This is a genomic window from Vibrio sp. SCSIO 43155 (genome assembly GCF_023716605.1).
GTDB classification, from domain to species: domain Bacteria; phylum Pseudomonadota; class Gammaproteobacteria; order Enterobacterales; family Vibrionaceae; genus Vibrio; species Vibrio harveyi.
Map to the genome: position 1 here is coordinate 784,480 of NZ_CP071853.1, position 14,696 is coordinate 799,175.

A 14,696-nucleotide genomic window follows, 5' to 3' on the forward strand; every position below is an offset into this window, starting at 1 on the left:
TTCGCATTAGTTTGTTTTGTGAGCTATACGTTTGTGTGCAGGATGCACTTTTCTAATACAGACAGAGGTTTATATGACAGCGAATTATGGCGTTAAACGCCGATTAGCGATTCTTGCCGCTGCTTTTATCGGCGCGACAAGTAGCAGTATCGCAGCAGAAAAACCGAACATTCTGGTTATCTGGGGTGATGATATTGGTCAGTCGAATATCAGCGCCTATACGTTCGGCCTCATGGGCTACAAAACCCCAAACATCGATAGAATCGCAAAAGAAGGTATGATGTTCACCGACTACTATGGCGAACAATCATGTACCGCAGGTCGCTCCACCTTTATTACGGGTCAAACAGTGCTGCGAACCGGCTTGAGTAAAGTTGGTCTTCCGGGGGCTGACCTAGGCTTGCAAGCAGAAGATGCAACGATTGCAGAAATGCTTAAACCTTTAGGTTATATGACGGGGCAATTTGGTAAAAACCACTTAGGCGATAAAGACGAACATCTTCCAACAAATCATGGCTTCGACGAATTTTTTGGCAACCTTTATCACTTGAACGCCGAGGAAGAACCGGAAAATGTTGATTACCCGAAAGACCCAGAATTCCGTAAGAAATTTGGTCCTCGTGGTGTCATTAAATCCTTTGCTGATGGCAAAATTGAAGATACGGGACCGCTCACTCGTAAGCGAATGGAAACCGTAGATGAAGAAACGCTAGATGCGGCACTTGATTTTATGGATCGTGCGGTGAAAGCTGACAAACCGTTCTTCGTCTGGTGGAATGCCACACGCATGCATTTCCGCACTCACGTTAAAGAAGACAACTTGGGCAAAACTGGCATCAGTTTTTATGCCGACGGCATGGTTGAGCACGATAACCATGTTGGTCAGCTATTGAAGAAAGTGGATGATCTTGGCATTCAAGATAACACTATCGTATTTTACTCCACTGATAACGGTCCACACATGAACTCGTGGCCAGATGCAGGTACAACGCCATTCCGTGGTGAGAAAAATACTAACTGGGAAGGCGCATTTCGTGTTCCCGCTATGGTTCGTTGGCCGGGTAAAATTGAGCCGGGAAGCGTGTCTAACGAGATCATGCATCATATGGACTGGATGCCAACATTCCTAGCGGCAGCAGGCGATGATCAAATCAAAGAGAAACTCCTGAAAGGCTATAAAGCAGGAGATAAGACGTTCAAAAACCACCTTGATGGTTACAACTTCCTGCCTTACCTAACTGGTAAAGAGGACAAAGGGCCACGTGAAGAAATCTTCTACTTTACAGACGATGGTGATTTGAGCTCACTGCGTTTCCGCAACTGGAAGATCGTATTCCTAGAGCAGCGCGCGAAAGGTACGTTGCAAATTTGGGCTGAACCGTTTACACCGTTGCGTGTGCCTAAGATCTTCAATCTACGCATGGACCCATACGAAGTCGCAGATATTACGTCGAACACGTATTACGATTGGTTGATCGACCATGCGTACATGCTTGTTCCTGCACAGGCTTATGTGGGCAAGTTCTTAGAAACATTCCAAGAATTCCCTCCAAGGCAGAAAGCTGCGAGCTTCTCACTTGATCAGGTGATGGAGAAACTGCAAGAAAGTCACAATAAATAGATTGATTGCAACCAAATGTGGGGCTCTTCGGAGCCTCTTTTTTTGCGCCTCGTTTGAGTTTTTCTTAAAACCTATGTAATTGCTTGTCTAAAAAGAAAAAACACTTCTATCTTTGATCAGAGAATAAAAAGAATCACACAAGGACAGTTATGACTCAGTGGGCAAGTTGGAAGCAGATCTTAATTGGTCTTGCAGTGCTCGTCAGTTTTTCTCTGTTTGCGCAGGAAACACCGCAATCAACCGCATCATCAACGCTCACTTACGTAGGCAGTGAAGCTTGCGTAGATTGTCACCAAAAAGAAATCAAAGCGTGGCAAGGATCTCATCATGATATGGCGATGAGGCATGCTGATGCACAGTCCATATTGGGTGACTTTAACGAGCACACATTTACATTCGAAGGAAAGCCAAACCGTTTTTATCGAAAAGGGGACGAGTATTGGGTCAATATCCAAGGTCCAGATGGAGAGTGGCACGACTACAAAATTAGCTACACCTTTGCGTGGGAACCGCTTCAACAATACATGGTGGAGTTTGAAGATGGACGAGTTCAGCTCATTCCTTTTGCATGGGATTCGAGAACCAAGCAACAAGGTGGTCAGCGCTGGTTTCACCTATATCCAGATACCACGCCAAAAGATGAATTCTACTGGACGAATACGGGGCAAAATTGGAACTTCATGTGTGCCGATTGCCACTCAACGAATCTAGAAAAGAACTACGACGCCAAAACCAATACGTATTCAACCACGTGGTCTGAGATCAATGTGGGTTGTGAAGCGTGCCATGGCCCTGCCAGCGAACATGTAGAGCTTGCCAAACAAGCGGAAAAATCTGGAAATACCATCGTCTCAGCGAATCACTATGGTTTTGATCGAGATTTAGGTCTGGCTGTAAAAGAATGGGTCTACGAAGAAGGGCGTAGTACGCTCCAGCCAAAAGAAATAGCGATGACGCACCAAGTTCAAACGTGCGCGCAGTGCCATAGTCGTCGTACGCAGCTCAACGAAACTGAAGATCACGTAAAAGGTTCGTTCCTAGATAAATATCGTCTTAGCTTAATCACACCAGAGCTCTATTATCACGATGGTCAAATCTATGACGAAGATTACGTCTACGGTTCATTTTTGCAATCTGCCATGGCAGAAAAAGGCGTTACTTGTACTAACTGCCATGATCCGCATACCGCAGAGTTGAAGATCCCAGAAGAAGCGGTTTGTGCTCAGTGCCATATTGCGTCTGACTACATGCCGGAAAATCACACTTTCCATGAGGCAAATACTGAGGCATCGCAATGCACAACTTGTCACATGTCAGAAACGACTTACATGCAAGTGGACCCGCGTCGTGATCACAGTTGGCATGTGCCGCGCCCAGATTTGAGTATGCATATTAATACGCCAAACGTCTGTACGTCTTGTCATGAAGACGAAACCAATCAGTGGGCAGATAAGAAAATAGGCGAATGGTTCCCGAATTCAAAATACCGAAATCAACAACACTTCGCGGTCGCATTTTACGCGGATTCTATTGGTCATCGTGGTGCGCCTGATGCATTAGCATATTCGGCTCAAGACGCATCGTTAAGCGATATTATTCGTGCGTCTGCTTTAGAACGTATGGGTGGCAATGCCGGACAGAACACTTTGGTTTCATTAGCGAGGGCAGTAAAACATGAAAGCGATATGATCCGTTTGGGTGCCGTTGCTGGTTCTTCTGGTTATGAATTTAGCGATCGTTGGCAAATTCTCGAACCATTACTAACTGACCCAGTATTGTCCGTTCGCGCTGAAGCCGCGGCTGCTTTGGTTCGTCATTATCCAGAAATGAATCCGCTGCAACGCGACAAGATCAAACAGCCGTTGGAAGACTACATGGCAATCCAGCGTTTCAATGCGGATCGAGGTTTTGGACGAACCAACCTAGCAAATGTCTATCGAGATCTTGGAGAAACAGGTAAAGCCATTGCGTCTTATCAAAAAGCCATTGAAATAGAGCCTTACTTTGAAAACAGCTACGCCAACTTAGCGGATTTGTACCGTACACAAGGTAACGACAGAAAAGCACTAGAAACCTTGATGGCAGGGATTGAAGCGCAACCTAAATCGAGTGCTTTGCCTTACAGCGCTGGTTTGGCATGGCTTCGTGTTGGAGATGGCGTTAAGGCAAACCAATATTTGAAACAAGCGGCTGAAACGGCAGAACACAACCCGCAATATTGGTATGTGTATGGCTTGGCGTTAGAGAAGAGTGACATACTCGCGGCAAGCAAAGCACTGAGCACAGCCTACCAAGTGGGTGGAAATCCGCAGCATTTGTACGCCGAGTGTGAAGTGTTAGCGCGCAACTATAAACAAGGGGCCGTAGCTTTTGCTTTTGAACAATGTGTTAAGCAGCTTGCAGAAGTGGCTCCAGCGGAGGTTGTTCAACGCTTGAGAGCCTCTATAAATCAATAGGTGCTGGATTGGTAGACTCCAACTGATGTTGAATTTGTTCTCTTAAGCGTTGATGGGCAGGGTTGTGCTCGTCGCGCTTATGGTAGACAAATTTATAAGGAATACGCTCTATTTCTATTGGACAATCAAGCACTTGTAATTTAAGTGCTTTACTCCATTTCATCGCAAACGAGCGTGACACGACACCGAGGCAATCACGTTGTGCTACATACATTGCCATACCTGCTAATGATGACGTCACGATCTCGACATTTCGCTCCTGAATCGGCTCTTTTGCCAACTGTTCAAAACCGGACGTGTTATTCCATTTTCCTGAAAACATGCAGTGATTCTCATGATAGAAGGCTTCTTTGCTGAGCGAACCTTGAATCCTAGGGTGGCTTTGGCGACAGATCACCATGGCGGGCTCGTCGTAAGCCGTTTCTATCACGAATGAGGAGTCCTTAGTGATGATAGTATCAATCACCAAGTCCATTTTCTGTTGGCGAATCTGTTCAAAAAGTAAGTATTTTTCCGGTGGAGATTCGTGGAATACCACGTTCTCAATTGGATTTAAGCTATGGAGCAAGGTTTCGGAGCAGCAAACTTGAAAAGAGGTACGTTCAGAAATGGCGTTGTCGACAATACTTACGGCTTGGCGAAACTGCGGCATCAATTGATAGGCAGTCGAGGTTGGTGCAATACCACGACCTTGTTTCACAAACAGCTGCTTGCCTACTACTTGCTCTAGTCGCTTTATTGAGGCGCTAACAGCAGGCTGTGTAACTCCTAAATGGTCTGCTGCTTTGGTGTATGACTGGTACTCAGCGACAACCAAAAAAGTCTGAATCAAGTTTAAGTCCATCTTCTTATCCATAAACTGAATTTATGTATTAACGTATCTGAACTCTATTTATCCGTCAAATTACAAGTTTTATCTTAATCAAATCTTGGCATCTGATTTCTCCCCAAGATTAGCAGCAACGGATTTATGGAGCTCTTTTATGGCAAACCACGATAAAAAACGCGGCAAGAAGTTGGTATTAAACGCTTGCACTCTTGCGATTGGAGCGGCATCAGCGACCGCTTATTCAGCAGAACAACCCAACATTCTCGTTATCTTTGGTGATGACGTCGGTTACTGGAACTTAAGTGCTTACAACGGCGGTATGCTGGCTTACAGCACTCCAAACATTGATAGTATTGCTAGAGATGGCGCTAAGTTTACGAACTTCTACGCTCAGCAAAGCTCAACCGCAGGTCGTTCGGCGTTCATTACGGGACAAATGCCAAAGCGTACTGGCTTGTCTAAAGTTGGTTTGCCGGGAGCGAAAGAGGGGATTTCTGAGAAAGATCCAACTATAGCGACATTGTTACGTGACCTTGGTTACGCAACGGGTCAATTTGGTAAAAACCATCTAGGTGACCGTGACGAACACTTGCCAACCAACCACGGTTTTGACGAGTTCTTTGGTAACCTTTACCACTTAAATGCAGAAGAAGAGCCGGAGAACGTAGACTACCCACAAGATCCTGAATTTAAGAAGAAGTTCGGTCCTCGTGGAGTGATCCATTCTTATGCGGATGGCAAGATTGAAGATACAGGTCCATTGACCCGCAAACGTATGGAAACAGTCGATGATGAGTTCTTAGATGAAGCAGAGAAGTTTATCGAGAAACAAGTCAAAGCTGACAAACCATTCTTTACGTGGTTTAACACCACGCGCATGCACAACTTCACGCACGTTCCTGATGAATACAAAGGCAAAACTGGCGCTGGCTTCTACGCCGATGGTGTGAAGCAACATGACGATCAGATTGGTCACTTGCTCAATAAGGTTAAAGAGCTTGGTGTCGACGACAACACCATCATTGTTTACACCACAGATAATGGTCCAATGATCAACTTATGGCCGGACGCAGGTATGACGCCATTCCGCAGCGAGAAAAACACGGGCTGGGAAGGCGGTTTCCGCGTTCCTGCATTGATCAAATGGCCAGGTCATATCCAAGCTGGCACAACGCTTAATGGCATTGTGTCTCTGGAAGATTTCCTACCAACCTTAGTAGCTGCGGCGGGCAATAGTAACGTCAAAGAGGAGCTACTCAAGGGTAAGAAAGTGGGCGATATGAATTACAACGTCCACTTAGATGGCTACAATCAGCTGCCATATCTAACGGGGAAAACGGGCAAGTCTGCTCGTAACGAGTTTGTCTACTGGAGCGACGACGGAGATTTGTTGGCTCTGCGCTACGGTAAGTACAAATATCACTTCATGATCCAAGAAAATGAAACGGGCTTGGATATCTGGAAGAAACCATTCACCAAACTCCGCGTACCACAAATTTATGATTTGAGTATCGACCCATTTGAGCGTGGCGATACTGGTATGGGTTACGACCGTTGGATGTACGAACGTTCGTTTTTGATGATGCCTGCCATCGAGAAAGTAAAAGAGGTCATGGAAACTTTCAAAGAGTACCCGCCGCGTATGGCTCCGGGCTCGTTTGTTCCGAAATAACGTTTTGTCCACAGGTCGATAGACCCTAGTTATTGTCCTTAAATACAGCGCCCAAATTGGGCGCTGACTTTCTTCTGCTTTCGAGATCGTTCTTTATGAAAAAACAAACTTACATTCATACCACTCAAATGGCATTAACTCCTCTCAAAACGGCATTTGCATCTAATAGTGATAAAGTCGAACGACGTTTTCACGTGATGGCGAAACCGGGCGGAGCAAAATGCAACATCGATTGTCAGTACTGTTTTTATCTGCACAAAGATGAATTACTCAATCAAGGCACTCAACCAAAAATGGATGATGCAACACTTGAGGCATTCATAAAGAGCTATATCGAAAGCCAAGACGGTGACGAGATTGTGTTTTCTTGGCAGGGTGGTGAGCCAACATTATTAGGTTTGGATTACTTTAAGAAGATTGTTGAACTGCAGAACAAATACGCTAAACACGGCGTTCGTATCGAAAACGACCTTCAAACCAATGGTCTTTTATTGAACGAGGCTTGGTGTCAGTTTCTGCATGACCATGGGTTTCTGGTTGGTCTATCGATAGATGGTCCTGAGTTTATCCACGATAAATACCGTAAAACCCGAAGTGGAAAGCCGACCTTTCAACGCGTCATGCAAGCCGTTGATTTGATGAAGCGTCATAATGTGTCATTCAACGCTTTGGTGACAGTAAACCGCTTTAACGCCAAATATCCGCTCGAAGTGTATCGCTTTCTTACTCAAGAACTCCGTGTCACTTATATCCAATTCACACCTTGTGTTGAACCTCGATCTTTCACTCAAACCGCTCCCCATTTCTGGAAAGAAAACATGTCTCCAAAACTTGGCAGCGAATTAGCAAAGCCGGGGCATTTGATGTCGGTCGTTACGGATTGGTCGGTCGATGCAGAAGAGTGGGGCGAGTTTCTGATTGCTGTATTTGAAGAATGGGTGAACAACGATCTTGGCAGAGTCTTGGTCAACCTTTTCGAAACCGCCGTCGCGCAAGTGATGGGGATGCCTTCGCAGTTATGTGTTAGCGCAGAGTTCTGCGGCAAAGGTCTAGCGATTGAACACAATGGAGATGTGTTTAGCTGTGATCATTACGTTTATCCGGAATACCAACTGGCTAACATTCATGACCGATCTCTGAATGAAATTGCTATCTCAACTCGTCAATACAGCTTTGGCATGGCGAAAAAGTCTTCTTTGCCGCAATACTGCCTCGATTGCCCGTATTTGAAATATTGCTGGGGAGAATGCCCAAAAAATCGGCTACTTACCGCGCCGAATGGTGAGGCTGGTCTAAACTACTTGTGTCCAGGAATAAAAATGTTCTTTGACCATTCGCTGCCAATTTTGGTTGGTATATCTACGTTAATAAAGTCTTACAACTCAAGTGAATATAGCGAATATAACCTTTAGTTATTACTTTCAGTCTTATACTCAACTTTTAACGCTCAGGCTCCCGTAAACTCAATAGGTAGACTATGAACCACGCACAACAAGCCATTAATGAATTAATCGAACAAACTGAAAAAAGTGTCATTGGACAAAGCCATGTGGTTCAGGCTTTGGTGATAGGGTTACTGACCAATGGTCACGTACTTTTGGAGGGTTTACCGGGGACGGCAAAAACGCGCTCGGTGAAATCGCTTGCCAATCTACTTAATACCAGCTTTGGTCGTATTCAGTTTACCCCCGACTTGTTACCTTCAGACGTTACGGGTACCGAAGTGTACCAAGAACTAGATGGCAAGCCTCAACTCCACTTCCAACCAGGTCCAATCTTTAACAGCATCGTATTGGCGGACGAGGTGAACCGTGCGCCAGCAAAAGTACAAGCTGCACTGCTAGAAGCGATGGCAGAAGGTACGATTACAGTGGGTGATAAGACGCACGTCTTGCCAGAGTTGTTCATGGTGCTTGCTACGCAAAACCCAGTTGAACAAGAGGGCACTTACCCATTGCCAGAAGCGCAGATGGATCGCTTTATCATGAAAGTGACCGTCGACTATCCAGAAGATGAAGCTGAGCGTGACATTATTCGTTTAGTGCGCAGTGAAGAGCTGGGTTCAGAAACCAGTAGTGAATTAGTGACGCCAAAACACATTGAGCCAGAGCTTGTGATTGAAGCGCGACGTCAACTGCCAAATATTACTGTTTCCGATTTGGTCGAGAACTACATCGTTGCGCTTGTGATGGCGACGCGTAAACCAGAGCGCTACGCGGATTCCCAGCTACAAAAATGGATCGAAATCGGCTCAAGCCCTCGCGCATCAATTTCGTTGGACAAATGTGCTCGTGCTTACGCATGGTTACAAGGGCGTGACTATGTAACGCCTGATGACGTACGTGCGATGGTGCCATCGGTACTTGGACACCGATTCTCACTTTCTTACGATGCACTTGCCGATGGTGTTGATCACCAGCGAGTGGTGCAAGAGCTGCTTGATTGTGTAGAAATCGGATAAGCAGGAGGGACTATGGCAAAGCCAACGCTTGCTCCTCAATCCCAAGGGCTCGATCCTCGCTTGTATTGTGATTACGCTCGCTTAGTGCGTTTACAAGCACAAGCCGAATCCTTCAGCCTGCTGCCTCACTTAAAAGCGGGCAGTGTGCTTTCTGGGCGGCACAACTCATTATTCCGTGGGCGTGGTCTGAACTTCGAAGAGCTGCGTCATTACCAGCTAGGGGACGACATCCGAAACCTAGATTGGAAAGTCACCATGCGCACAGGCAAGCCCCATGTGCGCAGTTACACCGAAGAAAAAGACCGCAATGTGATTGTTTGCGTTGATCAGCGCAGTGCGATGTTTTTCGCCTCTACCGAGGTCATGAAATCCGTGGTCGCTGCTGAAGTCGCGGCTATGTGTGGTTGGCGAGTATTGAAAGACGGTGATCGAGTGGGATTTGTTATCGCTTCTGACTCCGTTCTATATCACAGCAAAGCCCAGCGTTCACAAAACGATCTGCTTGCACAACTGAAACGACTCTCTCAAGTTAACCAGCGCTTAAATGTGGACTCGATTGATGCAGATAACGTGACGTTCAGTAAATGGATAGAACTCATCAAACGCATGAAACTAAAACAATCCACATTGATTTTTATTAGTGATTGGCGTGATTGCGAAGAGCACCACCTAGATCACCTTAAGCAGCTTCAACAACACAACGATGTTCTCGCGGTGATGGTGAGCGACCCTTTAGAGCAGTCGCTTCCTCAAGATTTGGCAAAAGTGAAATGGGTGATTGGTGACGGTCGTTACCAGCTCAACTTAGACAGCAAAGCCAAAGTCGACGCCGCCAGTGCCAGTTTGGTTGAGAAAGCGCAGTTAAAACGCCAATCACTGGCGCAACTAATGGCGATGAAAAAGCTGCCTCATATCGAAATCGATACATCAGGTGACCACATTACTCAATTCCAAAAACTCGTTGGAGGTCGATAAATGACAGACTTACACACGCCTCCAAGCACGTATATTCTGCGTGAGCTGCATGACGTTGCGGTGCCAGAAAGCGTAAGCTGGGTACCACAAACCATTGGTTGGAAGATCCTTGCCGTCATTGGTGCGATTGTACTTATGTATCTGGGTTACCGACTGCTGCACCATTGGTGGGATAACCGCTACCGTAAAGAAGCTATTGAAGCCATTTCTCGTTTGAATCCAGATGACGCGAGTATGCCCAAAGCCCTGTTCTCGATTTTGAAAATTGTATTGATTCATCTTGATAGCTCTCATGCTCGCTTGTTTGACACCGCGTTCCTGCGCAAGTTAGATGCGCTTAACCCTAAGCATAAAATGTTTGATGACGAAGTCTCTAAACGATGGCTGCAAAGTATCGTTGACCCAAGTGTTGAACTGGAAAAAACAGAGTGTTTACAACTTCTTGAACGCGCCACTAAGTGGGTGAAAGAGCATGATGAGAACGCTCAAAATATTGAAAAGCGCACGCTTGCCTACAAAGCGCGTGTATTAAAAGGAGGTCGCCATGGGTGATCTTCTTGCTTCATGGCTGGGCATGAGCAGTTTTGAGTTTGAGCATCCGCTTTGTTTCATCATCTTGCCACTGCCTTTGGTGGTGTATTTCCTCGTTCCAGCTTACCGCACCAAACAAATGGCCATCAAAGTGCCGTTTTTTAGTCAGCTTGTGGACGCCATTGGCGAAACGCCATCAGAAGGCGCAAGCCAACTGACTCCGAGCTGGTGGCAGCGTGCGACGCTGATTATTTCTTGGCTTTTAGTCGTGACCGCAATGGCAAAGCCGACAGTACTTGGTGAGCCACAGGTGCGTGAAAGCTTAGGGCGTGATGTCATGGTCGTTGTCGATTTGTCTGGCTCAATGGCAGAGCAAGACTTCACGTCCAAAACCGGAGAAAAGATCACTCGCCTTGATGCCGCCAAAGAAGTGTTGAGCGATTTTGCTAAAACGCGCAAAGGCGACCGCCTAGGTCTGATCTTGTTTGGCGACGCAGCATTTGTGCAAACTCCGTTCACGCCTGATCAAAAAGTATGGTTAGAGCTGCTTAACCAAACGGATGTGGCGATGGCAGGGCAGAGTACCCACTTAGGTGATGCAATTGGTTTAGCGATTAAGGTGTTTGAGCAAAGCGAACAGTCACGCACCGACGTAGAAGAGAACAAAGAGAAAGTCGCCATCGTGCTAACGGATGGTAATGATACGGGAAGTTTCGTGGAGCCGATTGATGCTGCGAAAGTCGCGAAAGCGAAAGATGTACGTATCCACGTGATTGCAATGGGTGATCCACAAACTGTGGGTGAAACTGCGCTAGATATGAATACGATCAAACGTATTGCGAAGGAGTCCGGTGGTGAGGCGTTTGAAGCGCTCAACCGTGACGAACTTGCTAAAGCCTATGATGAGATTGGTAAGTTAGAGCCCCAGCTTTATGAAAGTACCACGTATCGCCCCAAGCAAAGCTTGCATCATTATTTAATGGCTTTAGTCGTTGTGATGTACTTGACCGCGTTCACGTTAGCGACATTTAAGCGTCGTCGACTATCAGTGACCAGTGGAGCTTCCACGCAAGCAGAAAACGGAAAAGGGGAGCGCCATGTTTGATTCTCCTTTCTCTAGCATGGGACTAGAACAGTTCTTCACACAGTTCCATTTCATTCGTCCAATGTGGCTATTGGCGTTCATCCCAATGTTTCTTTTGCTTTGGTTAAGGTGGCGAGAAGAAGCCAAACCTAGCTGGAAAGACATTCTTCCAGAGCACTTACGTAAAGCCTTAACGATTGGTGATTATGGTTGGCGAAAGCAACTGCCGCTCAAGCTACTTATGGTGATAGTGGCGATTGCCATCGTCATCTGTGCCGGCCCTTCGTGGGAGCGCCAAGCTTCTCCATTTGGAGAGGATAAAGCCTCCATGTTGGTGGTGTTGGATAACAACGATTCGATGTTGCAAAAAGACCTTCCGCCAAGCCGTTTGGAGCGCTCTAAGCAAAAGATCCGCGACCTATTGGCAGCAAGAAAAGGAGGCAGTACTGGGCTAGTTGTGTATGCGGGGTCTGCTCATGTTGCGATGCCTGTGACGCAGGACAGTAAAGTATTCGAACCGTTTCTTGCTGCGATAACACCAGAAATTATGCCGGTTGAAGGTAAACTTGCTGAAACGGCGCTGCCTTTGATTGACCGACAATTACAAGATCAACCGGGTTCGACGATTCTGTTGGTCACGGATGGGGTTAATCCTGCAACTATTACCGCTTACAAAAACTACTTCGCTGACAAGCCTTATCAATTGCTTATCTTGGCTGCGGGTAACTCAGACATTGTTTCTAACAACCCGGTCGATTTGGACTCGTTAAATAATCTTGCCAGCGCGACTGGTGGACGCCTTGTGGAAGTGACGGTAGACAATAGTGACATAGAGAAGCTGAATCGTTTTGTTGAGCGAAACATGCAACTCAATGGTGAATCCTCAATGCCTTGGAAAGACATGGGTTATCAACTGTTGTTCCCAATTGCGCTCATCATGATGCTTTGGTTCCGCAAAGGGTGGTTAGTGCAATGGTGTGTTGTCGCGATGGTGTCAACGTCTTTGTTTATGACGCCAAAAGTCATGGCTGAAACGGTCTCGCTCAAAGCGGATAAGCCCGAAGTGGTGCAAGAGGTTACGGTCTGGGATAAAGCGTCTCAATGGTGGTGGGATTTATGGCTTACGCCAAACCAACAAGGGCAGCGCCTGTTCAACAAAAACGAATACCTTGAGGCAGCAAAGCACTTTACGGATCCGTTGCGAAAAGGGACGGCTTATTACTATGCTGGCGAGTACAAACTGGCTCATACGGCTTTCTTGGAGATGCAAAACAATCCATCAGATGCGGTAAAAGACTATGGCTTGTACAACGCTGCGAGTGCGTTGGCGCGTCAACGTGAGTATTTGGCAGCGCGTAATTTATTGCAAACACTGGCAGATAAAGACACCTTGAGCGATCAATTGCGACCAGACGTCGAGCACAACCTAAAAGTCATTGGTGGTATTGTCGAAGAGATAAACCGCACCAGTGAAAGCCAAGCGGGGACAACAGATGGACCCGAAGAGTCATTTGAACTGGGTGACAACCCGCAAACGGCAGATGGGGCAGACGAAAAAACCGCGGCTGAATTAATGCTGAAAGAGAAACTCAATGCGAACGAAATCCTTGGCAGCCAAGAACTGGCGGATAAGTGGTTAAAACGCGTAGAGGCCGACCCTAAGTACTTCTTGCGCGCTAAATTCCAAATTCAACTGCGTGAACCCGTGAAAGCGGAGCCGAAGCCACAACCGCAACAACAAGAAGAGGAGCAAGCACAATGATGAATGTATTCAAACTTGGCGCTGATTCTATTGTTGCGCGTCTAAGCACTATCTTGATGGTGTTTACTTTGTTTTTTACTGGTTTGGCGAACGCACAAGACATTCAAGACTTGCAGCGCAGCGATAATGTTGAATTGTTAGCATGGGTCGGTAAACAGGGAGCAGGGGCAGATACGAAAGAAGCGCCTAAGTTCAGTGTGAATGAGCAGGTGATCTTGTACATCGAAGTCGCAACGCCTCGTTGGTTCACCGGTGGTACACGCATTGGCAGCGTAGAAATCCCTAACGTGATTGCAAAGCAGCGTAACCAATTAGCAACCAACTATACCGAGCGTAAAGGGGGGAAAACATGGTCTCGTCAGCGTTGGGAAATAACCCTGTATCCGCAAGCCTCGGGACAATTTGTAATTCCACCGGTCGCCGTTGGTGTGCAAGTCTCTGCGCCTGATGGTTCGAAGGTCGCTGGCACGCTTTATACGCAGCCAATTAAGTTTGAAGCGTCTATGCCTTCTGGATTGCTCAGTGATGAGTCTGAATGGTTTACTGCGACTAAGGTGAGTGTGGGTCAGAAATGGACAACGTCTAACGATGAGCTGAAAGTCGGTGATGCAATCACTCGCACCATTACGATCAATGCACAAGACAGTTTGTCAGTATTGCTTCCAGACTTGTTATCCAATGATTCTACTGCCAGCTATCAAGCCTATCCTCAACCAAACCGCTTAGATGATAAGCAAACGCGTGGCGATTACCAATCGAGTCGCATCGAAGAAAGCGTGTATGTGATCCAACAGGGTGGTGAGTTCACCTTGCCTGAGCATACGTTCCAATGGTGGAATAGCCAGAGTAAACAGCTGGAAACGGTGGTGATTGAGGGTAAGACCTTCAAAGCCAAGCATACATTCAAATCCTTTGTTCGAGCTTATTCTGGCTGGTTGATTGGCTGCGCAGTGACGCTATTTGTTCTCGTTATCGCCGTCTTGAGCATTCACCGTTATTATCGTTCTCGTCCTACGCCTCCTTGGTTAGTGTTCAGACGAATGGTGAAAGCAAACCGATGGGGTGATGTTCGAGCAAGCTTGTATAAGCAGTTGAGAAACAACACAGGTGGTCTTGAAATGAGTAAAGCCAGTGACTCTGACGTTTGGCAGAAGCGTTCACAGCGCCTACAAGAGGGGCAGGAGGACGCAAGCTTGATGAATGCTCTTTGGAAAGGGATACAAGCGTTGAAGCCAAAACGCTTCAAGTGGGCGATACCTAAAGCCTTGCCACAACTCGATAAGCAGGCAAGCAATAAGAAATAAA

11 protein-coding genes are annotated in these 14,696 nt (G+C 46.6%); 10 read left to right on the forward strand and 1 reads right to left on the reverse strand.

Annotated elements, in window-relative coordinates:
• Positions 1-73 precede the first annotated feature (73 nt).
• Together J4N44_RS20520 and J4N44_RS20525 are read left to right on the forward strand one after the other, a co-directional pair.
• Entirely contained in the window at positions 74-1,621 is a 1,548-nt protein-coding gene (locus tag J4N44_RS20520; RefSeq protein ID WP_005447192.1) for an arylsulfatase, read from the forward strand.
• A gap of 149 nt (positions 1,622-1,770) precedes the next feature.
• A complete protein-coding gene (locus J4N44_RS20525) occupies positions 1,771-4,077 on the forward strand; it encodes a multiheme c-type cytochrome (RefSeq protein ID WP_252045681.1) in 2,307 nt (768 codons plus the stop codon).
• Here the strand turns inward: J4N44_RS20525 and J4N44_RS20530 are convergent.
• Entirely contained in the window at positions 4,064-4,933 is an 870-nt protein-coding gene (locus J4N44_RS20530) for a LysR family transcriptional regulator (protein ID WP_033001469.1), read from the reverse strand. The two genes, J4N44_RS20525 and J4N44_RS20530, sit on opposite strands and share 14 nt — an antisense overlap.
• 127 nt (positions 4,934-5,060) lie before the next feature.
• Between J4N44_RS20530 and J4N44_RS20535 the strand changes: the two genes are divergently transcribed.
• The 8 genes from J4N44_RS20535 to J4N44_RS20570 all read left to right on the forward strand — a co-directional run bounded on the left by J4N44_RS20535 (position 5,061) and on the right by J4N44_RS20570 (position 14,695).
• Positions 5,061-6,578 carry an arylsulfatase gene (locus J4N44_RS20535; RefSeq protein ID WP_252045682.1) on the forward strand — a complete coding sequence of 506 codons (1,518 nt, stop codon included), beginning with the start codon at positions 5,061-5,063 and terminating at the stop codon, positions 6,576-6,578.
• Between the two features lie 95 nt (positions 6,579-6,673).
• Positions 6,674-7,990 (forward strand): anaerobic sulfatase maturase, encoded by a 1,317-nt coding sequence (locus J4N44_RS20540; RefSeq protein WP_252045683.1) that lies wholly within the window; start codon positions 6,674-6,676, stop codon positions 7,988-7,990.
• 65 nt (positions 7,991-8,055) lie between these two features.
• Positions 8,056-9,039 (forward strand): AAA family ATPase, encoded by a 984-nt coding sequence (locus tag J4N44_RS20545; RefSeq protein WP_009700217.1) that lies wholly within the window; start codon positions 8,056-8,058, stop codon positions 9,037-9,039.
• A 12-nt stretch (positions 9,040-9,051) separates the two neighbouring features.
• The gene (locus J4N44_RS20550; RefSeq protein WP_252045684.1) at positions 9,052-10,014 is read left to right on the forward strand and encodes a DUF58 domain-containing protein; all 963 of its coding nucleotides are present in this window, start codon (positions 9,052-9,054) and stop codon (positions 10,012-10,014) included.
• The gene (locus tag J4N44_RS20555; protein WP_017819203.1) at positions 10,015-10,566 is read left to right on the forward strand and encodes a DUF4381 domain-containing protein; all 552 of its coding nucleotides are present in this window, start codon (positions 10,015-10,017) and stop codon (positions 10,564-10,566) included.
• Complete coding sequence (locus J4N44_RS20560) at positions 10,559-11,650, forward strand: vWA domain-containing protein (protein ID WP_252045685.1); 1,092 nt, start codon at positions 10,559-10,561, stop codon at positions 11,648-11,650. Before J4N44_RS20555 ends, J4N44_RS20560 begins: the two co-directional genes overlap by 8 nt.
• Entirely contained in the window at positions 11,643-13,391 is a 1,749-nt protein-coding gene (locus tag J4N44_RS20565) for a vWA domain-containing protein (protein ID WP_252045686.1), read from the forward strand. The genes J4N44_RS20560 and J4N44_RS20565 overlap by 8 nt, the downstream gene beginning before the upstream one ends.
• Positions 13,388-14,695 carry a BatD family protein gene (locus tag J4N44_RS20570; RefSeq protein WP_252045687.1) on the forward strand — a complete coding sequence of 436 codons (1,308 nt, stop codon included), beginning with the start codon at positions 13,388-13,390 and terminating at the stop codon, positions 14,693-14,695. The genes J4N44_RS20565 and J4N44_RS20570 overlap by 4 nt, the downstream gene beginning before the upstream one ends.
• Position 14,696: the final 1 nt, after the last annotated feature.

Coding starts and splice junctions, on each gene's coding strand:
- J4N44_RS20520 (WP_005447192.1), top strand. CDS start 74: ATGACAGCGAATTATGGCGTTAAACGCCGATTAGCGATTCTTGCCGCT.
- J4N44_RS20525 (WP_252045681.1), top strand. CDS start 1,771: ATGACTCAGTGGGCAAGTTGGAAGCAGATCTTAATTGGTCTTGCAGTG.
- J4N44_RS20530 (WP_033001469.1), bottom strand. CDS start 4,933: ATGGATAAGAAGATGGACTTAAACTTGATTCAGACTTTTTTGGTTGTC.
- J4N44_RS20535 (WP_252045682.1), top strand. CDS start 5,061: ATGGCAAACCACGATAAAAAACGCGGCAAGAAGTTGGTATTAAACGCT.
- J4N44_RS20540 (WP_252045683.1), top strand. CDS start 6,674: ATGAAAAAACAAACTTACATTCATACCACTCAAATGGCATTAACTCCT.
- J4N44_RS20545 (WP_009700217.1), top strand. CDS start 8,056: ATGAACCACGCACAACAAGCCATTAATGAATTAATCGAACAAACTGAA.
- J4N44_RS20550 (WP_252045684.1), top strand. CDS start 9,052: ATGGCAAAGCCAACGCTTGCTCCTCAATCCCAAGGGCTCGATCCTCGC.
- J4N44_RS20555 (WP_017819203.1), top strand. CDS start 10,015: ATGACAGACTTACACACGCCTCCAAGCACGTATATTCTGCGTGAGCTG.
- J4N44_RS20560 (WP_252045685.1), top strand. CDS start 10,559: ATGGGTGATCTTCTTGCTTCATGGCTGGGCATGAGCAGTTTTGAGTTT.
- J4N44_RS20565 (WP_252045686.1), top strand. CDS start 11,643: ATGTTTGATTCTCCTTTCTCTAGCATGGGACTAGAACAGTTCTTCACA.
- J4N44_RS20570 (WP_252045687.1), top strand. CDS start 13,388: ATGATGAATGTATTCAAACTTGGCGCTGATTCTATTGTTGCGCGTCTA.